Below are 22889 nucleotides of genomic sequence, written 5' to 3'. Positions count from 1 at the left end.
GGGGAGCCTTACCGGCACTCGGCGTCGACCGGCTCGTAGGCGCCGGCTTTCTCCGGCTTCTCGCGTGCCGCGTAGTACGACACCTTGCAGGTCTGCTGCGCGCCGTCGCCCCACTTGACGGCGAACTCGCCCGCCTGCGCCTTGCTGTAGACGAGCACCCGCCCGCCTTGCGCGACCGAGCCGACGTTGTTGCCGCCCGCGTCGAACACCTGCGCGCCGAGCGGAATGACGCCGCCGCTGTGCTTCACGCGCAGCAGCAACGGCTTGCCGCGATTGACGGTCTCGAAGTTGAGTCTGACGACCGCGCCCGCGCTCGGCGCGAAGTGCTGCTCCGTGTTCTTGAGTTCGACGCCGAGCGACAGGCCCTTCGGATCGATCTCGACGGTGTTCTGCTCGTAGGGATTCATGCCCGCGACGACGGCATGACCGAACGGGTCGACACGCACGCCCGGCGCGCTGGCGATCCGCGCGCCCGCCGCGTCCTTCGCGTCGATCACGGCGAAGGTGTCGCCGGTTTGCGACGTCACGGCCACGCCGCCGCGCCCGTGGCCGTCGTCCGGCCAGGCGACGAGCGAACCCGACATGCCCGCGCCCACCTGCGTGTAGCCGTTCGCATGGCTCGCGTTCGCGCGCAGTTGCGTGTACGGGCCCAGATAGCCGCCGTTGGCGCTGATGCTGCTGTTGCTGCCCGTCGGGCCGCCGAAGGTGTGGGCCGCCGTCACGCCGTAGTTGACTTCGTAGTTCTTGCCGAACGCGCCGCTGAAGCTTTCCTGCAACTGGTCGCTGCCGTCACGCGTGTCGTGAACGAACGCCGTGTTCGACGTACCGATCGACGAGCCGAGATTCAGCGGAACCGTGACGTTCAGCATCAGGCGGTTGTCCCAGCGCCGGTTCGACACATCGAGATCGCGCGACGCGGACACGCCGATGCCCACGCGCCTGAGCAGCGTGTTGTAGCCGAACTGGTACGAGGTATCGCGCCCGCTCCTGTTCCAGTAGTTCTGCGTGTAGCCCGACAGATAGAACGAGCCGAGACTGCCGAGGCTCTGGTTCAGCGTGACCTGCACCCGTCCCTTCTGGAGGCCGCTCGCCGAGAACGCCAGCCCGCGCGCATCGAGGTCGTGCAGGTTCACCGCGTCCGGCAGGGAAAGGAAGCCGCTCGTCGAATAGCGATAGGCGGCCAGGGTGATGTTGGTGTTGGTCGGCGCGATGATGCGCGAGTACGACAGGCGCAGGCTTTGCCCGCTGCGGCTGGGCAGCGTGCGGAACTGCGTGGCCGCTTCGGTGACGTCGAAACCGAATGCGCCGAGCGGCGTGTTCAGCGCCACGCCCGCCGCGCCGGACAGATACTTTTCCGAGGCGATCAGCCCGCCGTACAACGTGACCAGATTGTTCAAGCCGTGCTGCACGTTTGCTTCGAACACGAACGGCGCATGCTCGGAGAACGAGGCGCGATACAGGCCCATGGCGGCGCTATAGCGCCAGCGGCCCTCGCGCAACGCATTGACCGGCGCGGAGTACGGCACGGCGGAGACGCGCTGGCTGCCGTCCGCCTCGGTAATCACGAGCTGAAGGTCGCCGCCGTAACCGGTCGCGTAGAGATCGTCGATCTGGAACGGGCCGGGCGCAACCGTCGTCTCGTAGATGATGTTGCCGTTCTGCCGGACCTGCACCCGCGCGTTCGAGTTGGCGAAGCCGCGCACGGTCGGCGCATAGCCGCGCTGCGATTCCGGGTACATGCGGTCGTCGGTCGCGAGTTGCACGCCGCGCACGCCGAAACTGTCGAATATGCTGCCGTCCGTGTACGAATCGCCGAGCGTGAGTTCGCTCTTGAGCGGGACGATCGAGCGCTGCAGGTAGGTCTGAAGCGACTGGACGTGTGTGCCCTGCCCCGTCGTGCTGGTGACGTTGCCGTTGTAACGGAAGCGCCACGGTCCGGCGTTGATCCCGCCGGTCAGGCCGAGGTAGCTCTGGGTGCTCGCCGGGCCGATGCCGTTCGTGTGGAACACGTTGGCGTTGTATTGCAGCATCGCCGAGTTGATGCCGTCGTCCCAGTAGGCGGGGTCCACCCAGCCGCGCGCGCTGCGATTGAGCACCGCCTGCGGCAGACTCACGTCGAGACGCTGCTCGCCCATGTCGAACGTGGCCGCCGCCCCGGGGATCAGTTCCGGCAACGTGGCGATGCCGCGCGATCCCGCCGCTTCGATCCGTGTGCGCGCCGCGTCGCTCAGGCGGCGCGGATCGACGCCCATGCGTTCGAGCAGATCGCGATCGACCACGGGCTGGACGTTGTCCTTGTGTCCGTCGATCTCGGCGAGCGAGACGTCGTTGACGCCGACCCAGACCTGATTCACATAGACCGCGGCCCGATACTCGCCCGCCGCGGCGGCATTGCCCGCATTGAAGCGGCTGATGTCGAGGTTCCGCGCGCCCGCGCCCGAGAGAAATTGCTCGTTGAATTCGACGTTGGCGGTAGCGGGCGCCGACGGGTTCGTCGCGGCGGCGGCCGCCACGGCCAGCTCGTCGCCGCCCGGCGTCACGTCCGCGAGGGCGCTGCTGGAAGCCAGTGCGAACACGGCGGCAGCGAGCGGCGTCAGCCGATACCCGTCGCCCCGGGACGCCGTGACGGGCTGATTGTGCGTGTTGTCGTTCATTATGATGAGGTGCGGCAAGCAGGCCAAAGCCGGCGAAATCAGGCTAAAAACAGGCAAAGCGAAGCCCTGCCCAGCGCGCGCTCGCGTGCGGGGTGCGTGGGTGTGGTCAGCGAGCAGTTCGGTGAACAGGACAGGCCGGCGGACACCATCTCCGGCGGCCCGATGAGGGACCCTCGCCGATCAGGGCAAGGTCGCTTCGTGGTGGACGGGACCGCCGTAGTCGTTGATCGTCGTGAACATGACTTTCGCGCCGGCGCGGACCGGCCCCGAGAGCCGCAGCGTCTGCTGGCCGCCCGGCTCCACCATCGTGCCTTCGTCGAAGGTCGGCGCATTGGGCTCGGCGCCCACATGCGCTTCGATAATCGTGATGTGGTACGGCGTGGGATTCGCCACCGTCAGCGCCGGTTTGGCGCTTGCCGTATCGAGACGCCACACGAGCTTGCCGGGCGCATCGTCGGCGCTACCCGGCAGACCGTCCGGGCGAAAGAAGAATTTGATGCGCGAGCGAAAGGCAAGCTGCACGTAGTTCGCGCCGGCCTGCGCGGCGGTCGGCTTGGGCGGCACTTCCAGCACGTTGAGCCAGAACACCGTTTCGCGATCCTTCGCCAGCGGCTCGCCCGTGTAGAGCACGCGCACCGTCTGCCCTTTGCCCGGATCGATGCGCGACATCGGCGGCGTGATCATGAACGGCAGATCGAGCGTGGACGGATCGGCGTGCGGGTCGCCCTTGTCAAGCCAGACCTGGGTCAACGCAGGCTGCTCGCCCGCGTTCGACAGCTTGACCGTGACCTCGCTATCGGACGACTTGTACACCACGCGCGTGCCGCCGATGACGATCGACGCGCCGGATTCGAGCGGCGCCAGCGCCCCCGCCACGATCAGTCCCGCGCACACGACACGCGACAGCAGCTTGGAGAAAGGTTGAATATTCACTTGATGACCTTGGGAAGACCTGCGGCCTTCGATTCGCGACGCCGCGCACGCGACATCGGGCACCGGCCGGCGCTCGGGCGGATTCAATCGTTGTACTGATCAATACCCTGCGCCCTCGACATCGACGCCAGCACCGATCCGATCCGCACGCTCCACGCCAGGCTTGAGCTTGCGGTGCTCACCGCACGCGCGGGGCGGGGCCGTTTCCCTGCGGAACGCGCCCCGCGCCGCTAACACGGCTTACTGGTAGCTCATCGAGTACGTGACGCTGGTCGTCACGTCGCCCGCGGTGGCCGAGCCGGCCGGCGAGACGTACTGCGCCGCGTACTTGAGGTTCGCCGCGCCGCTCGCGATCGCGGCCGTTTGCGAATTCTGCGCGCCGTCGGCCTTGCTCACGTCGATCGTCGCGGGCGTGCCGTTGTAGTCGACGAGCTGGACTTCGACGTTGCCCGCGCTGCCGTTGTTCTTCAGATTGCCGTCGGCCAGCGTGTTCGCGCCGTACTGCCAGAACGTATGCACGTTGCCGGTCGCCGGCGTGCAGTTCGTCAGCGCGATCGAGAAGCCGGTCGAACCCGCGGTCGCGCCCGCCGACGACAGCGTTTGCGCCGACAGCGTCGGCAGCGTGACCGTGAAGTCCTTGCCCTGACCGTTGCCGCTGACGGTGCAGGTCGCGGCGGTCAGCTTGCCGTTGATCGTCAGCGTGCCGTCGCCGACATCCGCCGCATGCGCGCCCGCGGCAGCCAGACCCAGCACCGAGGCGATCAGGGTAATTGCATACTTGTTCATTTATTGCACTCCAGTGACAGCGTTTAGATCGTCCCGACTCATTTTGATCAGGACTCCTTTTTTTAAAACGAAATGCCCAGAAGGGCGGGTCTCTCACGCTAGAAAGTAATGCGCTCAGCCTCGTTGCCGGGGACGTGAGTGAGGGATCCACCCTCAATTGAACGCAGCGCCATTTTTGCCTTAGCGTTCAGACCAATCCATAAGATTTGTCTTAAACAAAAGGTTTTCTATAAGTGAATCGCTTGAAATTTCCCCTGCGCGTGAGAAATTTCGCCGATAAACGTGGGGGATTTCGACACGTCGACGCGACCGTCTGACAGGCGATGTTCAGAGGCCCGGTCGATCTGGGTCAAACGAGGAAGGAAGAATTGCGGCGTCGCATGCGGGGCGGTTTCCGGCGCACAGCCAGGCGTCCTGCCAGGAGCACCGCCAGGAGCACAGCGAGGCGTGGGCGCGGGCCGAAGCCCGCGCCTCGCGGCTACCAGCGAATGCGGTCGAAGCGACGCGTGTAGTTGATGTCCGCGCCATTGAAAGTGCCGCCGTACACGGACACCGACCAGTAACGCGAGAAGTTGATGGTTGCCTTGATCGCGTTCGCCGCCGACTGCAAGCCCTGCTCGTAGCCGATCACGAGCCGCTCGTTGATCGCCTTCGACAGCATCACCACCTGCGGGTCGGTCAGGCCCACGTCCGAGCGGCCGATCGAGAACTCGTCGAGCCCGATGCTCTGCGCGATGCGCTTGCCCTGCGCGCTGCCGAGCAGCGCCAGCGCCGTGGTCATCGCGCTCTGCTGGCCGAGGTTGTTGCCCTGGTCGGTGCCGTGGCCGAACAGCAGCCAGGAGAGCTTTTCGTTGTCGGTCACGTTCGGCTCGGACACCAGCTTCGCGACCGGCGCCTGCACCGTGCCGGTGACCGACACGCCCGCCTCGACCTGCTGGTTGCGCCGCATCGCCAGAATGTTGATGCCCGGATTCGCCACCGGCCCGTTGAACGTGAAAAAGCCGTTCTCGATGTTGAGCTTGCGGCCGAACGCCGTATAGCTGCTGCCCTCGGTCACGCGCACGTTGCCCACGGCGCGCAGCGGCACGCCCGGCGCGCTCATGGCCGTGATGGTGCCCGCAAGGCCGAGATCCGCGCCCTGCCCGCGGAAGCGGAAGTTGCGGCCGAGATTGATGTCGATGTTCGCGCGCGGCGCAAAACGCGGCGCGGGTTTCGTCGAGGCGGTTTCGTCGAGCGGCGGCGGACCGCCGCGCGTGGTGCCGTCGGGACGCACGAGCACGACGTCGTCGCCGAGCGAGGGCGCCGCCGACTCCGGCAGATCGAACAGCGCGTGATCGACGGTGAATTTGCCGTCGATCTGCATGCCGCCCAGATGCCCGCCGTTGGCGACGCTCGCGCTGCCCGAGAGCGACAGGCGGCGATCGGGCGCGGCGAACAGTTCGAGCTTGTCGGCAACGATGTTCGCCGTGAGATCGGGGTCCTCGTTGTCGAGACGCACGCGGCCCGTCGCGCGCAGCGTGCCGCTCGCGCCGTGGAACTCGACCTGCTGGAAGTCGACCAGATTGTGCGACAGCGCGATATGAATCACGCCGTCCTTCAGTTGCACGCCCTGATCGACCACCGTCGCGGACAGCCCGTCGCCGATCAGCGAGCCGGTCAGGTCGGGCTTCGCGACCGTGCCGCCCAGCGCGAGTTGCAGCGCGAGGTGGCCGTCGAGCAGATAGCTCGGACCGAGCAGCCCGCCCGTGGTCTTGAGCGACGGCACGTTCGCCTTGATCGTGCCGCCGAGCGGCGCTTCGTCCACGACCGTGAGCACGCCGTCGCGCGGCGCAAGCGTGGTGTTCGCGTCGACGTCGATCACGCCCACGCGGCTCGCCTGCGCGTGCGCCGCAAGCGTCAGCCGGTTGCCGCCGCTGAAGGCCGCGCGCGCGTTGATGTCGCCGAGACCGAGCGAGGCGAGGCCGCGACCGATTTCCACCGTGACGTCGCCGCTGCGGCGTTTGAGCTGCACGTAGCCCGTGGCCGTCGGCCCGATCGAGAAGTCCCAGTCGCCGTCGAACACGAGGTCGGTCTTGAGCGTCGACGGCTCGCCCGTGAACTGCTGGCGCAGCGCCATCATGCGCGCCACCGAGACGTTGGTGAGCGAGCCCGCCGAGCGGATCCTGCCGTGATCGAGATCGAAACCCTTGAGGTCGAGCGCCGCGCCCTCGGCGACGATGCGCGTCGCGCCCAGCGTCACCTTGCCCGCGCCCGCGCTCACCGTGAGCGGCGACTGCATCGTGAGGTCCGGCACGCCGCGATTCTGCAACTGCGTGACGGTGCCGTCCCAGCGCGAGCCCTCGCGCGTGTCGGTGAGCTTGCCGTTGGCGGCCACCGACAGATCGATCGGCTGGCCTTGCAGCTTGCCCTTCGCGCTGGCCGTGAGCGTGTGATGCGCGCGCGTGCCCGAGAGCCGCGCGGTGAGGCTGGCGATATCGACGCCCGCCACGGCGATGTTGCTCGCATCCGTGTTGAAGGCGAGCGCGCCGTTCGCGCCGTCGTGCGCTTCGGCGTGGCCTTGCGCATGGCCAACGCGGTTGTCGCCGAACACGACGTTGTCGAGCTTGTAGTCGAGCGCGACATCGGGATGCGCGAAGGTGCCGGTCAGATCGCCGTTCGCCGCCACCTGGCCCGCGACGCCGAAACCGAGCCGGTCGAGTTGCGGCGCGTCGACCTTGAAACGCAGACGGTCGCCGCGCGCGCCGAAGCTGCCTTGCAGATCGACGGTATTGCCCGCCACGGACAGATTCGCGCGGCTCGGCAGGATGCGCGTGCCCGCGAGCTGGATCAGGCCCGCGCCCGTGAGCGGCAGGTCGTCGTAGACGCTCGGCCCGAGCTTGAACTCGGCCTTGGTCGTGAGCGTGGGCGCGAGCATGCCGGTGGCCGTCAGCGTGCCGTTCACGCGCGCCTCGATGCGGCGGTTGGCGGGGCGCGGCGGGGTTTTGGGCTTGGGCGCCGGGTGCTTCACGTCGCTCGATGCGTTATTCGCGGCGTGCGTTGCGCCGGATTGCACGGTCTGTTTGTCGTTCTCGACGCGCTTTTGCGCCTGCGCCTGCTCGCCGCCGATCTGCGCGGGATTCAACGCCGGATTCAGCGACGGATTGAGCGCGAGATTGCGCTTGGGATTCAGCGCATCGCCGGACGTGGCCGCTTGCGTCGCGTCGCGCGGCGCGCTCTTTGTGGGCTTCGTGGACTTCGTCGGCTTCGGCGCGGTTTTCGTCGACCTCGCAGCCGTCGCCGCCTTCGCGGGCGGCACGAGCGAGAGCGGATCGAAGTTCGTGAGCGCCGCCTTCAGCGTGTAGCTGGAATTCGCGTCGTGCTTGAGCGCGCCCGACAGGTCGATGTGACCCGCGCCCGAAGTCAGCCGCACGTCGTTGAACGAGAGGCGCGCCGGGTCCTGCGTGATCTTGCCTTGCAGACGCAGCGCGGCCTTCGGATCGGCGAGATCGAGCGTGACGCTCTGCGTGTCGCCGTTCAGACGCACGCCGATCGGACCCGCCAGCTGCGTCGGCAGCACGCTCGCCTCGATGGCGTTGAGGTCGAGGCCCGCCACCTTGAGGTCGAAGCGCCCATTGCCGCCCGCCAGCGCGCCGCCGCCCGTGATCGTCGCGTTCTTGACGAGCCGCACGTTCAGATTCGAGAGGCGCTGCGCCTTGGCGTCGAGCACGACGTCGGTGTGCGCGTCGATCAGCGGCAGCAGTTGCTGGTCGATGGCGCCCGGCTTCGCGTTGACGATGGAGACGCTGCCCGCGACCGTGAAACCGGCCGCGTCGCTGTGCGCCGCGGCGGCGGACGCGGCAACCGGCGCCGACGCCATCGCCACCGCGGAAGCCGCCGAAGCGACCACTGCACCGGACGCCGCCGACGCCACGGAAACCGAAGCCATCGCCGGCACCGAAGCCGCCGACGCCACCGAAGCCGAGGCCGCCCGCACCGCCGACGCCACCGCCTGCGGGCTCGCCGCCGCCCCACCGTGCGCCGTCTGCACCGGCTGCAACTGCGCGCGCAGCGCGAGGTCGGCGAACGGCGCGCCGGGCGCAAAAGCTTGCGGATTGACGTGATCGAAGGCCAGCGTGGCGCGCTGCAAAGGCACGGCGGCGAACGGCGTCGCTTCCACGTGCGCATGGCCCGTGAGCTTCATCCCGGTCGCCTCGATCTCCGCGGTGAGCGCCTCGAGCGAGCCGCCGAGCCTCGCGTTCACCTGCACGTCCTCGCCGTTGACCTTGCCCGCGTAGCCCGCGTCGCCCGAGAGCGCGAACGGTTTGACGCCGTCGAGTTTCGCGCTGGCGCTCACCGCGCCGAACGGCGTATCGAGCCGCTCGACGGCGGCTTCGTGATGGCGTCCGTCGCTGCGGCCATGAAACTGGAAGCGCGAAAATTCGGTCGCCGACGTGCCCTGATGCAGCGTGAGCTTGTCCACCTGCACGTCGCGGATGTCGATGGCGAGCGGCAGACGCAGATCGTCGGGCAGCGACATCGGCCCGGACGACGGCGCGTTCGACGGCACGATGCGCAGATCGACGTCGCCCACATGCAGATAGTCGATGACGAAGCGCCACGGCTTGCCGTGCGGCATCTCCAGCACCCACTGGCCGCCGAGGCGATCGACGCTCGCCGTGGTGCCGTCGCCGCCGCGCCAGGCGACGTTGGAGAAGCGCACGCCGCTCGCGAGCGTGCCGCCTTCGAGGGTGCCCGACAGCTTGCCGTCGAGGATCCTCACGGCCGCGCGCCACGCGTAAGCGGTGCCGCGCTCGGTCGTCAGCACGCCATACAGCAGTCCCGCGACGAGCGCGACCAGCAGCACCGGCACGGCAATCGCCCAGGCCAGCGCTTTCCAGAGCCGACGCGGGCGGCGCGGCGGCGGGGGCGTGTCGCCACGTTCGCCGCTTTCGCCCGCTGCGTCACCATTGCGATCTTCGTCGCGCGGCGATTCCGGCGATGGCGCACCGCCGCCCGGCGGCGCGGCCATCGGCGTCCAGGCTCGCGAACCGGCGGGCAGCAAGAAGGAAAGGATCGCGCGCATCGTCATCAGAAGGCGATCCCCAGCGTCAGATACGGCCGCACGCGGCGTTCGCGGAAGCCGTAAGCGAGGTCGAGATTGACCGGGCCGACGGGGCTGCGCCAGCGCGCGCCGAGACCCGCGCCCGGATAGAACACTTTCTCGCCCCAGGTATCGGTCGCGGTGCCGACGTCGAAGAACGCCGCGCCGCCCCAGTCGTGCGTGAACCAGTGCTGATACTCCGCCGAAGCGGTCACGAGATATTTGGCCGGCAAGATCGAGCCGTCGACGTCGTTACCGATGCTCTGGAAGCCGTAGCCGCGCACCGAGTTCGAGCCGCCCGCGCGGAACAGCAGCGACGCGGGCACATCCTGCGAACTGCTCGACGTGAACACGCCGCCCAGCTCCGCGCGGAACAGCATGAGGTCGCTATGGCCGATCGGCAGGTATTGCTGGCCGCGCATGTAGCCGCGGAAGAAGGTGGCGTCGGCGAGCGCGCCCTTCACGGCGAAACCCGCCTCCACGCGAATCAGGTTGCCCGAGCGCGGAAACAGCGGGTCGTCGACGTTGCGGCGCGTCCACGACCATTGCGGCACCAGCGCGCGGCTCGTGGTCGGCGGCCCGGCGTTCTGGTCGAGCCGGTCCTGGTAGTAGAGCAGCGAATACGCGTAGTCGATGTTCTGCGAAGTGCGCGTGCGCTGCACGCCCGCGCGCAGGCTGTAGATCCGCGTGTCGGACACATCCGTCGTGGTGTAGGACGCGAGCGCGCTGTTGGTCCACGCGCGCGGCCCCGGCGGCATCGACAAGGTCACCTGCCCGTACTGCTGGATCTGGTCCAGACGCCCCTGCACCTGGAACGGCCAGGCCTTGCCGAAGGTATCGAGATACGAATACGAGCCCTGCACGTGCGCGCCCGTATCAGTCGAATAACCCACGCCGCCACGGAAATTGTTGTACGGATACTCGCTCACCTTCACGTGCAGCGGCGTGTTGAGCGGCTTTTGCGTGTTGTCGTCGACGTCGATGGCGACGCTCGCGTAGTACGGCGTGTTCTGGAGCTGACGCTGTAGCTCGGTTACGCGGTTGACGTCGTAGATCTCGCCGGGCGACAGCGGATTCACGTCGGTCACGATCTTTTCCGGATAGCGGCGCGGTCCGGACACGTCGAGCGCGCCCATCGTGAAGGTCGGGCCGCTGTCGAACGTGACGGCCAGTTGCGCGTCGTGCTTGAGCGGATCGACGCGCGCCTCCGAACGCGCGATCTTCGCGCCCAGATAGCGCCGCGCCTGCAAGGCCCGCAGCGACGCGTTCTTGGCGTCGTCCCAGCCGGACTGCGTGAAGGCGTCGCCCGTGTGCAGCGAGAAGGCGAAGCGCGTGGCGTTTTCCTGCGCCTTGTCCTCGGTCAGCACGGGGCCGCGAAACGTGAGCGTGACCGCCGAAATCGTCGTGCGCGGCCCCGGATCGACGCTCACCGTCACATGGCGGCGGCCGTTTTCGTCGCTGCCGACGTCGGTGCGCACGACCGGCGTGAAATAGCCGTCGGTGGACGCGAGATCGCGCACCTGCTGCGGCGTGGCCGTGACGAGGAATTCGAACTGATCTTCGCTGATGTCGGCGCGCGTGGCGAAGCGGGCGATGTCGAGGTGCGCTTCGAGCAGCTTGCGCAGTTCGCGCGGCGAGGCGTCGACCTTGACGTCGTAATAGGTGCGCGCGCGCGACCAGGGCAGCAGGCTCGCCAGATCCGCGTGCGCGGGCGTGGCGGTCAGCGCGCTCAGCGCCATGCCGAGAGCAAAGCACGCCGCGACGCGGCGAGCAAAGTGATGGGGTCGATTGACGGAAAAAGTCGCGAAGATTTTTGCGATAGCGTGGCCGGGAGCGTGGGTCGAGTGGCGTGTGGCGAGCGGTTTGTCACGCTGTGCGCGCTCCGCCACACGGCGGGCGGCGTGCCACGGCCGCGCCGCCCATACGGGACGCCGCCATGCGCGCAATGCTTCGATCAGCCATCCCGCCAAACAGGACCTCCAGACGTTATTTCGTTCACTTCGGTTCGCTTCGCTGCGGTTCGCTGCGGTTCGCTTCGCATCGGTTCGCTACGGTTTGCTTTCGTGCGGCTCGCGCCGCCGCGCGGACTGCGCGCAGACCCAAACGCGCTATTTCACCACATCAGCGCTCCAAAACCCCAGGACGAGGCGCAAAGTGGACCGCAAGCCACGCGGACGGCCAATGCCGCCCTTCCTGCGCAGACGCATCGCGTGCCTTCGACGCGCCGCCCGCCCGGATGTTCCGCGCCCGCCGCTTGCGGTAAAATTGCCGCCGACACGAACATCGGCGGCTGTCAGAAACAGCTGCCTCACTCGACGGACGTCAGCCATGTATCAGTCGGACATCACCCAGTTCCTGACCCAACTCAAGCAGCAGAAGCCGCAGCTCGAAGAGCAGCAGCGCAAGGGCCGCTCGCTCCTGTGGGACAAGCAGCCGATCGACCTCGACGAACGCGAGCGCCAGCAGGCGTCGCGCGTCAAGCAGACGCCCTACGTCTACTACCAGAACTTCTGATGGCTGAAGCCGACGGGGCCGAAGGCGCCAAGGAGGCCTTGACGCCTCCACCCGGCGCCGAGGCGGCGCATTCCGCGGCGCACGCGGCCGGCCATCCGGCCGCGCCGGCGAATCCGCAAGCGCTGGCCGCCCCCGCCACCGACTCGACGCCCGACACGATCGACGGCGTCGCGTTCGCTCGCCTGTACGGCGAGCCGCTTTTCAAGCTGCCGCAGGATCTCTATATCCCGCCCGATGCGCTCGAGGTGTTCCTCGAAACGTTCGAAGGTCCGCTCGACCTGCTGCTCTACCTGATCCGCAAGCAGAACTTCAACGTTCTCGACATTCCGATGGCGGAGGTCACCGTGCAGTACCTCGGCTACGTCGAGCAACTGCGCAAGACCAATCTGGAACTGGCGGCGGAGTATCTGCTGATGGCGGCGATGCTGATTGAGATCAAGTCGCGCATGCTGCTGCCGGTCAAGAAGGCCGACACCGGCGAGGAAGCCGAAGATCCACGCGCCGAACTCGTGCGCCGCCTGCTGGAATACGAGCAGATGAAGCTCGCCGCGCAGCGCATCGACAAGCTGCCGCAACTCGGCCGCGACTTCATGCGCGCCGAGGTCTATATCGAGCAGAGCATCACGCCGCGCTTCCCGGACGTGGACGCCGTCGACCTGCGCGCCGCGTGGGCCGACGTCATCAAGCGCGCGAAGCTCGTGCAGCACCACAAGATCTCGCGCGAGGAACTGTCGGTGCGCGAGCATATGAGCACGATCCTGCGCAAGCTCCAGGGCGCACGCTTCATGGAATTCTCGGAACTGTTCGACGTCACGCGCGGCGTGCCGGTCGTGGTCGTGAACTTCATCGCCATGCTCGAACTGTCGCGCGAATCGCTGATCGAAATCACCCAGCCCGAGCCGTTCGCGCCCATCTACGTGCGCCTCGCCTATCTGCCGGTTTAACCCGGTTCAAGTCGCGCCAAATTCCGCTCAAGCAGCCAAAATCACGCTTCGCCACGCACCTTCCCGGTGCGCGCGAAGCGGCTGCGCGCGCCTGCGACGTTCCGTCCCCATCAATATTTCACGCCGCCGGGCCAGGATAATCCCGTAGCCGAAGGCGCTGCGCGGCCCGGTCAAATCCTCTACAATCGCCCGCGCCTGCTCCTGACAGGGGTTGGCACGCCATCCGGCCGGCTCGCCCGCGCGAGCGCCGGTTGCCGCAACCTACGTCTTGCCCCGCGCGAGGCATAACGCATCCGATCATGAAAGTCATCAGCTCGATTCAGGAACTGCGCGACCAGCTGCGCGGCCAAAACCGCACCGCGTTCGTGCCGACCATGGGCAACCTCCACGAAGGCCACCTCTCGCTGATGCGCCTCGCGCGCCAGCATGGCGATCCGGTCGTGGCGAGCATCTTCGTCAACCGTCTGCAGTTCGGGCCGAACGAGGATTTCGACAAATACCCGCGCACGCTGCAAGACGACATCGAGAAGCTGCAGAAGGAAAACGTGTACGTGCTGTTCGCGCCCACCGAGGCCGACATGTACCCGCAACCGCAGGAATACCGCGTGCATCCGCCGCATAACCTCGGCGATATTCTCGAAGGCGAATTCCGCCCCGGTTTCTTCGAGGGCGTCTGCACGGTCGTGATGAAGCTGATGTCGTGCGTGCAGCCGCGCGTGGCCGTGTTCGGCAAGAAGGATTACCAGCAGTTGATGATCGTGCGCGCGATGTGCCAGCAGTTCTCGCTGCCGACCGAAGTAATCGCCGCCGAAACCGTGCGCGACGACGACGGCCTCGCGCTCAGCTCGCGCAACCGCTATCTCACGCAGCCGGAACGCGCCGAGGCGCCGCAACTGGCGGCCGTGCTGCGCGCGATTCGCGAGTCGGTGCTCGCGGGCCGCCACGATTATCCGCAACTCGAACTGGACGCCATGGCCACGCTGGCCGCGCGCGGCTGGAAGCCCGACTACATCTCGATCCGCAAGCGTGCGAACCTGCTGCCGCCCGCACCGGGCGAGACCGGCGCGCCGCTCGTCGTAGTGGCCGCCGCAAAACTCGGCGCGACGCGCCTGATCGACAACCTGGAAATTTGAGCGCCACGCCGCTCGGACATCCGCTCCGGTTCCAACCCATCGAATGCCGTGCGGCGGGCTGCCTGCCCGTCCGCCTGAGGAGACGCACCATGCAACGCCACATGCTCAAGTCGAAGATCCACCGCGTCGCGGTCACGCACTGCGAACTGCACTACGAAGGTTCGTGCGCGATCGACGAGGATCTGCTCGAAGCCGCGAACATCGTCGAAAACGAGCGCATCGACATCTGGAACATCAACAACGGCGAGCGCTTCACGACCTACGCGATCAAGGGCGAACGCGGCAGCGGCATGATTTCGCTAAACGGTTCGGCCGCGCGCCGCGCGCAACTGGGCGACCTTGTGATCATCGCGGCCTTCGCGAACGTCGAAGAAGAAGAACTCAAGGCGGGCTGGAAGCCGGACCTCGTGTTCGTCGACGAAAACAACCGCATCAAGGGCAGCCGCGACCACGTGCCGACCCAGGCCTGGAGCTGAACGGCGGCGGATTGTGATCCGCTTCCGGGCGATGGCTGGCTAGCTGACTGAGTGACTCACTAACAGATTGGCTGGCTTTGCTACGGCAAACGGCGCGCGTTCTGCGCGCCGTTTGCATTTCCGGCGGCGCGTGCGGATCGGCGCGCGGGTGCGCTTATGCGCTTATGCGCTCACTTCGCGTTGAGCCAGCTGATGATCGGCTGCCACTGGTCCAGATCCTTCTCCACGCGGCTTTTCGCGACGTCCCAGAGCGTGAGCCCGTGCGCGGCGAGTTGCACGTAGTTTTGCGTGTCGCGCAGATAGCCGAGCACCGGCAAGTCGAGCCCTTCGACGAAGCGCTGCAACTGCTCCGCCGAGCGCGTGCGCGCATCGACGCGCATGCCCACCACGCCCACCTGAATCGCGCCCTTGCGCACCGCCTTTTCCTTCGACAGCCGGTCGAGGAAGTCTTTCGTGGCGAGAATGTCGAACATGGACGGCTGCAGCGGCACGATCACCTTGTCCGCCAGTTCGATCACCGTGGCGAGCCGGTTGCCGTGCAGACCCGCGGGCGTGTCGATGACGGCGTGCTCGAGGCCCTTGGGCGGCTTCTGTGGATGGTCCAGATCGACCGGCCAGCTCTCGATGGCGGGCAGCGTCGCGGGCCGCAGGTCGAGCCACGCATGCGACGACTGCTGCCGGTCGAGGTCGGCGAGCGCGACCCACTCGCCTTGCGCCGCGAAATAGCCGGCCAGATTGGTGGACAGCGTGCTTTTGCCGACGCCGCCCTTGGGGTTCGCCACCACGATCACCGTCATGAATGCTCCCGTCAGGAAGGCTGGCACACGGGCCAGCCGGTTTGCCGATTCTGCTGCTTGTGCGTGTTGATACGTGCCTATACGTGCCTATACGTGCCGATATGAGCGTGCGCGAGCTCGTACCGACAGTGCGCATCCCGCGGACTTCGGCACGCTTGCGGGCCGCCGCCAGGCGCCCCACGGTCGCGCCGCGTGGCCTGGAGCCGTCTGCAAAGCCGGCCGCGCAGCAGCGCAACCGTCCGATAATATCGGCAAATGCCGTGGCGCCGAAGCCCCCGACGGCGTCAGGGTGGCGCAGCATCGAGCCTCAACCCGGCTTTCCGAGCGCATCCGGACCGCATGAAAACCGTTGCGGCGCCCCGCCTGGCCGGGCTCCGGCCTTGCCTCGACTTCACTTCACCCCCCATCCAAGGAGACATGCCCCATGAGCACGCTGCGCCCCGAGATCACCCTCGCCTCCCTGCACGAGCGCCAGCAAGGCCGGCTGCCCGACCTGCTCGGATTTCGCGCGGTGGCGCTCGAGCAAGGCATCCTGCGCGCCGAGCTCGATATCCGCAGCAATCTGCTTGCGCCCAACGGCTTCCTGCACGCCGCCACCGTGATTGGTCTCGCAGATACGGCCTGCGGCTACGGTTGCTACGCGCATCTGCCGCCTACGGCGAAGAACTTCACGACCGTCGAACTCAAGAGCAACTTCGTCGGCACGGCGCGCGAAGGCACGCTGAGCGTGGTCGCGACGGGCGTGCATCTGGGCCGCAGCACGCAGATCTGGGACGCCACCGTGACCGGCCCGGACGGCAGGACCACCGCGCTGTTCCGCTGCACGCAGATGGTGTTGTACTGACTGATGCTGACCGACGCGCCCTCGTTCAGCGCATCGCGCCGTACAGGCGGTCGAGGTCGAGGCTTGCGGCCAGCGTGTCGGCAAGCCGCTCCAGCGACGCCTCGCGCAGCGCCGGGTAATCCACGCTCTGCGCCGCGTCGAGCCCGGCCCAGCGCAGCAGCGCGGCGCACGCCTCGGGCGTGTCGAACAGGCCGTGCACATAGGTCGCGAGAATCTGGCCGTCCGCCGATTGCGCGCCGTCCAGGCGCGGTTCGCGCTGCGCCTCCGGCGTTTCTTGCGCCTCTTGCGCCTCGCCCTCGATCGAGTCGATCCGCAGCGCCGGTTGCGCCAGCGCCGCGCCGCGCGTCACGCCCATGTGAATCTCGTAGCCGCGCACGGGTGCACCGGCTTGCGCGCCACCCTCGCCCAGCCCCAAGGCAAGCCGCCCCGTCACATTGCGCAGCGCCTTCTCGCGCGTAAGTTCCGTTTCGTAGTCGAGCCAGCCGAAACCCGCCGTCGCGCCGGGCTCGCCTTCCACGCCATGCGGATCCGTAATCGCGCGCCCGAGCATCTGCATGCCACCGCAAATCCCGATCACGCGGCCGCCGTAGCGCAGGTGCCGCGCGAGCGCGCTTTCCCACCCCTGCGCGCGCAGCCACGCGAGGTCGTCGCGGACGTTTTTGGAACCCGGCAGTATCACCAGATCGGCGGCCGGCGGCGCTTCGTTCGTGCGCACGTAACTGAATTCGACCTGCGGATGCGCGCGCAGCGCGTCGAAGTCGGTGTGATTGCTGATGTGCGGCAGCGCGGGCACGACCACACGCAGCGTCTGCCCGCCCGCCTGCGCGTGGGTATGGGCAGCGCCCGGCAGCATGTCCTCGGCGTCGAGCGTGAGGCCGTGCAGATACGGCACCACGCCGAGCACGGGCTTGCCCGTCTGCGCCTCGAGCCAGTCCAGGCCGGGCTTGAGCAACCCCGGATCGCCGCGAAACCGGTTGATGATGAAACCCTGCACGCGTGCCCGCTCGCTCTCCGACAGACACGCGAGCGTGCCGATCAGATGCGCGAACACGCCGCCGCGGTCGATGTCGGCGACCAGCACGACCGGGCAATCGACGGCTTCGGCAAAGCCCATGTTGGCGATGTCGTTGGCGCGCAGATTGATTTCCGCCGGGCTGCCCGCGCCCTCGACGAACACCGTGTCGTAGGCCGCGCGCAGTCGCCCATACGATTCGAGCACGGCCACGCGCGCCAGCGGCTTGTAGTCCTGATACGCGCGCGCGTTCAGATTCATGCGCGCCTTGCCGTGGATGATGACCTGCGAGCCCAGATCGCTGTTCGGCTTGAGCAGGACGGGATTGAGGTCGGTGTGCGGGGCGATGCCCGCGGCGACCGCCTGCAAGGCTTGAGCGCGGCCGATCTCGCCACCGTCGGCGGTCACCGCGCTGTTGAGCGCCATGTTCTGCGGCTTGAACGGCGCGACCCGCACGCCCGCGCGGCGCGCGAGACGGCACAGGCCGGCGACGAGCGTGCTCTTGCCGGCGTCGGAGGTCGTGCCCTGGATCATGAGCGTGCCCCTCGGCACGGCGGGCACGACAGGCACGGCGGACTCGGCGGACTCGGCGGACTCGGCGGACTCGGCGGACTCGGCGGACTCGGCGGACTCGGCGGATTTCGAAGCGGACATGGTCGATACGGAGTGCGGTTGCGGCGCAAGGCCGATAAAACGAATGCGCATTATCCCATCGCCTGCGCAACGGCCCGGCTGGCCGAACGGCCGATCCGCCATTCGGCCAGCCCCGTCCACGCCGGAAGTCGCGCGCCCAAACGCTACAATCACGCGATGATTTCGCGCGACCTCACCTTCATCGTCGGCGGCGCGCGCTCGGGCAAGAGCGCGCACGCCGAACGCCTCGCGGCCGACAGCGGCCTGCCGGTCACCTACATCGCCACGGCGGCCACGCCAACGGGCGCGCACGCCGACGCCGAATTCGCCGCGCGCATCGCGCATCACCAGGCGCGCCGCCCCGCGCACTGGGGCTTCGCCGCCGCGCCGCTGGCCCTCGCCCAAGCGCTGGACGCGCATGCCGCGCCCGGCCACTGCGTGCTGATCGACTGCCTCACGCTCTGGCTCGCGAATCTGCTCTGCCCGCCCGGCTCCGACGCGCCGCGCGCCGACTGGCAAGCGCGCCTCGACGCGTTCGCCGCCGCCTGCGAGCGCGCGCAAGGCACGGTGCTGGTGGTCAGCAACGAGATCGGCATGGGCGTGGTGCCGATGGGCGCGGCCACGCGCCTCTACGTCGACGAACTGGGTCGCCTGAACCAACGCATCGCCGCGCTCGCCGACCGCGCGACGCTCGTCGCCGCCGGCCTGCCGCTCGTGCTCAAGGCGCCGCGAGCATGACGATGTTGAGCCTGCCCGTCACCGCCGCGCTCGCCGTCGCCGGCGTCGCCGTCGACCGCTGGTTCGGCGAACCGCGCCGCGCGCATCCGCTGATCGCCTTCGGCAACTACGCCCAACGCCTCGAAAAACGCTTCAACACGGGCCGGCGCGGACGTCCGCTCGGACTCGTCGCGTGGCTCGCCGCTGTCGCGCCGCCGGTGCTGATCGCCCTGCTGCTGTGCGCGCTGCTGCCCTGGCCGCTCGCCTGGGCGCTGCACGTCGCGCTGCTGTGGTTCGCGCTCGGCGCGCGCAGCCTCGAAGAACACATCGCGCCCATCGCCCGCGCGCTCGCGCAGCGCGATCTGGCCGCCGCGCGCGAACTGACGGCGCGCATCGTCTCGCGCGACACCGCCCAAGCCGACGCGACCGCGCTCTCGCGCGCGGCCTGCGAATCGGCGCTCGAAAACGGCAACGACGCGATCTTCGGCGCGCTGTTCTGGTTCGCGCTCGCGGGCGGACCGGGCGCGCTGGCGTTCCGGCTCGCCAACACGCTCGACGCGATGTGGGGTTACCGCACGCCGCGTTTCCTGCGCTTCGGCTGGGCCGCCGCACGCATCGACGACGTGCTCAACTTCGCGCCCGCGCGCCTCACCGCGCTGAGCTACGCGCTGCTCGGCGACACGCGCGTCGCGCTGCGCTGCTGGCGCGAACAGGCGCCGCGCTGGGACAGCCCGAACGCCGGTCCGGTGATGGCGGCGGGCGCGGGCAGCCTGAACGTGCTGCTCGGCGGCGCGGCCGTCTATCACGGCGCGCTCGAGGAGCGTCCCGCGCTCGGCGCGGGTTCGCCGCCGCGCGCGCAGGACGTCGACGCCGCCCTGCGCCTCGTCGAGCGCACCACGCTGCTGTGGCTCGCCGTGATCGTCGCGCTGGCTTTCGTGAACGTGGCGACCCATGTCTGAGCCATCCATGACTTCGACGACGACGACGACGACGACGACAACCGACACCGTAGCGCGCACGATCGCGCACGGCGGCAATCTGCACGAGGCGGCGCGCCGCTACGGCATCGCATGGGAAACGTGGATCGATCTCTCGACGGGCATCAATCCGCATGGCTATCCGGTGCCGCCCGTGCCCGCTTCGGCGTGGCGGCGCCTGCCCGAGGATGGCGACGGTCTCGCCGACTGCGCCGCGCGTTACTACGGCGCGCCCGACGCCGCGCACGTGCTGCCGGTCGCGGGCAGCCAGGCCGCGATCCGCGCGCTGCCCGCGCTGCTGCCTGCCCTGCTGCCTGCCCTGTCGCCGCGCGCGCGCGTGGCCATCGCGCCGCTCACGTATGGCGAGTACGCGCCCGCCTTCGCGCAGGCCGGTCACACAGTCGTGCCGCTCGACGTCACGCACGCCGATCTCCCCGCCGACGCGACGCACGCCGTCGTCGTGAATCCGAACAATCCCACCGCCGCATTGATCGACCGCGACACGCTGCTGCGCTGGCACGCGCAACTCGCCGCGCGCGGCGGCACGCTGATCGTCGACGAAACCTTCGCGGATGCGTTCGCTGACACGTCCGCGCGCTCGCTCGCGAACGCCACCGATCGCGCGGGCCTCGTGGTGCTGCGCTCGCCGGGCAAGTTCTTCGGTCTCGCGGGCGCGCGCTGCGGTTTCGCGCTCGCGCAGCCCGCGCTGCTCGCGGCCTTGCGCGAACGGCTGGGCGCGTGGACGGTGAACGGCCCCGCGCGTCATGCCGTCATGCACGCTTTCGCCGATACCGCGTGGCAACACGCGATGCGCGAGCAACTCGCGCGCGAGGGCGCACGGCTCGCCGCCCTGCTGCGCGCGCACGGTTTCGCGCCGCGCGCCACGCCGCTGTTCGCGTGGATCGACGACCCGCGCGCCGCGCCATTGCAGGACGCGCTCGCCCGCCATGCGGTGTGGACGCGCCGCTTCGACGCGCCCGCGAGCCTGCGCTTCGGCCTGCCCGCATCGGAGGAAGAATGGCAGCGCTTCGAGATCGCGCTGGGTCACGCGATGGCCACGCTGGAGGCATCGCGCTGATGCGCCGCTTCGCCGCCTTCATCGCGTACGCCGCGTGCGTCGCGTGTTCAATCGGCACGGCACACGCCGGCGTCAGCGCCACCGACGACGCCGGCAACACCGTCACGCTCGACGCGCCCGCGCAGCGCGTGATCAGCCTCGCGCCGCACGCCACCGAATTGATCTACGCAGCAGGCGGCGGGGCGAAGCTCGTCGGCACCGTGAGTTATAGCGATTACCCGCCCGCCGCGCTGAAGGTCCCGCACATCGGCGACAATCGCGCGCTCGACCTCGAACGCATCGCCGCGCTCAAGCCCGACCTGATCGTGGTCTGGCGGCACGGCAACGCGCAGCAGCAGATCGATCGCCTGCGCGACCTGCATATCCCGCTGTTCTTCAGCGAGCCGCATCGTCTCGACGACGTGGCCACATCGCTGACACGGCTCGGCACGCTGTTCGGCACCGACACCGCCGCGCGGGCCGCCGCCGACGCCTATCGCCGCGACATCGCGCAACTGCGCACGCGCTACGCGCAGCGCGCGCCCGTGCGCGTGTTCTATGAAGTCTGGGATCAGCCGCTCATGACGATCAACGGCGAGCAGATCATCAGCGATGCCATCACGCTCTGTGGCGGCCGCAATGTGTTCGCCGCGCTGCGCCCGCCCGTCCCGACGCTCTCGACCGAAGCCGTGCTCGCCGCGAATCCCGAGGCGATCGTGACCGCCTCGCCGGGCGCGACCGCGCCGGACCGGCCCTTGCCCGCGCTCGACCGCTGGCGCGCGTGGCCGCAACTCGCGGCCGTCGCGCAGGGCAACCTGTTCGCCATCGACGGCGATCTGCTCTCGCGCGCGGGTCCGCGTCTCGCGCAAGGCGCGGAGCAGCTTTGCAAGGATCTCGATCAGGCGCGCGTGCGTGACGCGACCGGCAAGACAAATTGATTCGCCATCCGAATCAATTCAAAACAACGAATCGATCAGGCGTTCCAACGCGCCAGTTGCCACTCGCCGCTGTGCAGGTCGCGGCGTAGCCACACGATCGCGGCCATCTCCAGCGGCCAGTTCGAACAACGCGCAAGCGTCAGTCCCAGCGCACGCGCCGTAATCGCGCGGATCACGCCCGCATGCGCGACGGTCCACAGGCACGCGCGCGGCGCCAGTCCCAGCGCATCGAGGCCTTCGAACCACGCCGTCACGCGCGCGTCGAACTGCGCGACGCTCTCGCCGCCATGCGCGCGTGCATGCTCGAAATCGGCGGCCCAGGCGTCGAGCTGCGCGCGCTCGATCGCGTCCCAGCGCTGCATTTCCCACGCGCCGAAATCCATCTCCGCGAGACGCGCATCGTGTTGCGGCACAAGCGTTTCATGCTGTTGCGCGAGCGCTTCCGCGATCCCCGCACAACGCGACAGCGGACTCGATGCGATGCGATGCGGCGCGCGCACGCCGAGCGCCGCAAGCCGCGCGGCAATCGCCGCCGCGCCCGCTTCGACGGACGCGGCGAGCGGTACGTCGGTGCTGCCGTAGCAAACACCCGGCTCGACCGCGACGGCCGGATGGCGGATCAGTACGAGATCCATGCGAGCCCCACGAGATAGATCGCCAGCTCGAACACCTGCTGCGCGAAGCCGAGACAATCGCCCGTGTAGCCGCCGATGCGCCGCACGAAATAGCGGCCGAGCGCATGGCGCAGCGCGATCAGCACGACAAACGTGACGATCGCCGCGCGCCAGTCTGGCCACGCGGGCCACAGCAGCCACGGCAGCCCGAACAGCAGCGCGCAGCCGAGCGCGGCCACGCCCATGCGCTGCGCGACCGGCTTGGCCTTGCCCTCGGGCCGGACATACTCGAGCGTGACGAGATAGCTGATCGCGAACGCACGGCTCGCCGCGTGACCCGCGATCATCAGCGTGGCCGCGCGCAGCGGCGGCAGCGCCGCGAGCGTCTGCCACTTGATGAGCAGCGCAAGCACCGCGCCAATCGCGCCGAACGCGCCGATCCGCGAGTCGTGCATGATGCGCAGCACGTCCTCGCGCGTGTAGCCGCCGCCGAACGCATCGAGACAATCGGCGAGACCGTCTTCGTGGAATGCGCCGGTGGCGAGCAGCGTCGCCGCCATCGACAGCAGCACCGCCACGCCCGGCGGAAACACGCGCAGCGCCGCCAGATAGACGAGCGCCGCGAGCGCCCCGATCAACGCGCCGACGAGCGGAAAATAACGCGCCGCCGCATTGAGCCACTGCGGCTCGAAGCCGACCCAGCGCGGCACCGGCACGCGCGTGAAATAACCGAGCGCCGTGAAGAAGTAACGCAGTTCCGCGAGCGGATTCATCGCGGGA

At 68.5% G+C, this 22889-nt stretch carries 18 protein-coding genes; 9 read left to right on the top strand and 9 right to left on the bottom strand.

The features are described from left to right. Positions 1-8 precede the first annotated feature (8 nt). The 5 genes from G5S35_RS03585 to G5S35_RS03565 all read right to left on the bottom strand — a co-directional run bounded on the left by G5S35_RS03585 (position 9) and on the right by G5S35_RS03565 (position 11192). Positions 9-2654 carry a fimbria/pilus outer membrane usher protein gene (locus tag G5S35_RS03585; protein ID WP_183038590.1) on the bottom strand — a complete coding sequence of 882 codons (2646 nt, stop codon included), beginning with the start codon at positions 2652-2654 and terminating at the stop codon, positions 9-11. Between the two features lie 180 nt (positions 2655-2834). Beyond that, a complete protein-coding gene (locus G5S35_RS03580; RefSeq protein WP_124261112.1) occupies positions 2835-3587 on the bottom strand; it encodes a fimbria/pilus periplasmic chaperone in 753 nt (250 codons plus the stop codon). A 240-nt stretch (positions 3588-3827) separates the two neighbouring features. Further along, positions 3828-4373 (bottom strand): fimbrial protein, encoded by a 546-nt coding sequence (locus tag G5S35_RS03575; RefSeq protein ID WP_065057340.1) that lies wholly within the window; start codon positions 4371-4373, stop codon positions 3828-3830. Positions 4374-4851: 478 nt separating this feature from the next. Further along, the gene (locus G5S35_RS03570) at positions 4852-9435 is read right to left on the bottom strand and encodes a translocation/assembly module TamB domain-containing protein (RefSeq protein WP_420874520.1); all 4584 of its coding nucleotides are present in this window, start codon (positions 9433-9435) and stop codon (positions 4852-4854) included. A gap of 5 nt (positions 9436-9440) precedes the next feature. Beyond that, entirely contained in the window at positions 9441-11192 is a 1752-nt protein-coding gene (locus G5S35_RS03565; RefSeq protein WP_080180711.1) for an autotransporter assembly complex protein TamA, read from the bottom strand. 589 nt (positions 11193-11781) lie between these two features. On the opposite strand from G5S35_RS03565, the gene G5S35_RS03560 reads away from it, so the two are divergent. The 4 genes from G5S35_RS03560 (at position 11782) to panD (ending at position 14520) form a co-directional block, all read left to right on the top strand. Continuing rightward, positions 11782-11967, top strand: coding sequence for a DUF3460 family protein (locus tag G5S35_RS03560; RefSeq protein ID WP_065057339.1), 186 nt, complete (start codon positions 11782-11784; stop codon positions 11965-11967). Continuing rightward, positions 11967-12911 carry a segregation and condensation protein A gene (locus tag G5S35_RS03555; RefSeq protein WP_258365486.1) on the top strand — a complete coding sequence of 315 codons (945 nt, stop codon included), beginning with the start codon at positions 11967-11969 and terminating at the stop codon, positions 12909-12911. The genes G5S35_RS03560 and G5S35_RS03555 overlap by 1 nt, the downstream gene beginning before the upstream one ends. 299 nt (positions 12912-13210) lie before the next feature. Further along, positions 13211-14044, top strand: coding sequence for a pantoate--beta-alanine ligase (gene panC / locus G5S35_RS03550; RefSeq protein ID WP_065057338.1), 834 nt, complete (start codon positions 13211-13213; stop codon positions 14042-14044). Positions 14045-14133: 89 nt separating this feature from the next. Further along, entirely contained in the window at positions 14134-14520 is a 387-nt protein-coding gene (panD, locus tag G5S35_RS03545) for an aspartate 1-decarboxylase (protein ID WP_065057337.1), read from the top strand. 170 nt (positions 14521-14690) lie between these two features. Here panD and G5S35_RS03540 read toward each other — a convergent pair whose 3' ends face one another. Next, positions 14691-15317: a ParA family protein gene (locus G5S35_RS03540; RefSeq protein WP_065057336.1), complete on the bottom strand. Its 627-nt coding sequence runs from the start codon at positions 15315-15317 to the stop codon at positions 14691-14693. Positions 15318-15741: 424 nt separating this feature from the next. Between G5S35_RS03540 and G5S35_RS03535 the strand changes: the two genes are divergently transcribed. Next, positions 15742-16161, top strand: a complete 420-nt coding sequence (locus G5S35_RS03535) for a PaaI family thioesterase (RefSeq protein WP_065057335.1) — start codon at positions 15742-15744, stop codon at positions 16159-16161. Between the two features lie 25 nt (positions 16162-16186). On the opposite strand, the gene G5S35_RS03530 is transcribed toward G5S35_RS03535, so the two are convergent. Next, positions 16187-17707 (bottom strand): cobyric acid synthase, encoded by a 1521-nt coding sequence (locus G5S35_RS03530; RefSeq protein ID WP_237181360.1) that lies wholly within the window; start codon positions 17705-17707, stop codon positions 16187-16189. A 276-nt stretch (positions 17708-17983) separates the two neighbouring features. On the opposite strand from G5S35_RS03530, the gene cobU reads away from it, so the two are divergent. From cobU to G5S35_RS03510, 4 genes are read left to right on the top strand one after another with little or no spacing between them, the layout of a single operon-like run. Further along, on the top strand, positions 17984-18544 hold the full coding sequence (gene cobU, locus G5S35_RS03525) for a bifunctional adenosylcobinamide kinase/adenosylcobinamide-phosphate guanylyltransferase (RefSeq protein WP_065057381.1): 561 nt from the start codon (positions 17984-17986) through the stop codon (positions 18542-18544). Further along, the gene (locus G5S35_RS03520; protein ID WP_110327568.1) at positions 18541-19482 is read left to right on the top strand and encodes a CobD/CbiB family cobalamin biosynthesis protein; all 942 of its coding nucleotides are present in this window, start codon (positions 18541-18543) and stop codon (positions 19480-19482) included. The genes cobU and G5S35_RS03520 overlap by 4 nt, the downstream gene beginning before the upstream one ends. Positions 19483-19489: 7 nt before the next feature. Then, positions 19490-20578, top strand: a complete 1089-nt coding sequence (gene cobD, locus G5S35_RS03515; protein ID WP_183038588.1) for a threonine-phosphate decarboxylase CobD — start codon at positions 19490-19492, stop codon at positions 20576-20578. After that, positions 20578-21495: a cobalamin-binding protein gene (locus G5S35_RS03510; protein ID WP_065057332.1), complete on the top strand. Its 918-nt coding sequence runs from the start codon at positions 20578-20580 to the stop codon at positions 21493-21495. Before cobD ends, G5S35_RS03510 begins: the two co-directional genes overlap by 1 nt. A 35-nt stretch (positions 21496-21530) precedes the next feature. On the opposite strand, the gene cobC is transcribed toward G5S35_RS03510, so the two are convergent. Further along, positions 21531-22130: an alpha-ribazole phosphatase gene (gene cobC / locus G5S35_RS03505; RefSeq protein WP_074984694.1), complete on the bottom strand. Its 600-nt coding sequence runs from the start codon at positions 22128-22130 to the stop codon at positions 21531-21533. Further along, on the bottom strand, positions 22115-22882 hold the full coding sequence (locus G5S35_RS03500; RefSeq protein WP_183038587.1) for an adenosylcobinamide-GDP ribazoletransferase: 768 nt from the start codon (positions 22880-22882) through the stop codon (positions 22115-22117). Before G5S35_RS03500 ends, cobC begins: the two co-directional genes overlap by 16 nt. Positions 22883-22889 lie beyond the last annotated feature (7 nt).

This window comes from Paraburkholderia tropica (assembly GCF_014171495.1).
Taxonomy (GTDB): Bacteria; Pseudomonadota; Gammaproteobacteria; order Burkholderiales; family Burkholderiaceae; genus Paraburkholderia; species Paraburkholderia tropica.
Note: the sequence above shows the minus strand (reverse complement) of the source record. Positions and strands in the feature narration are given on the sequence as shown.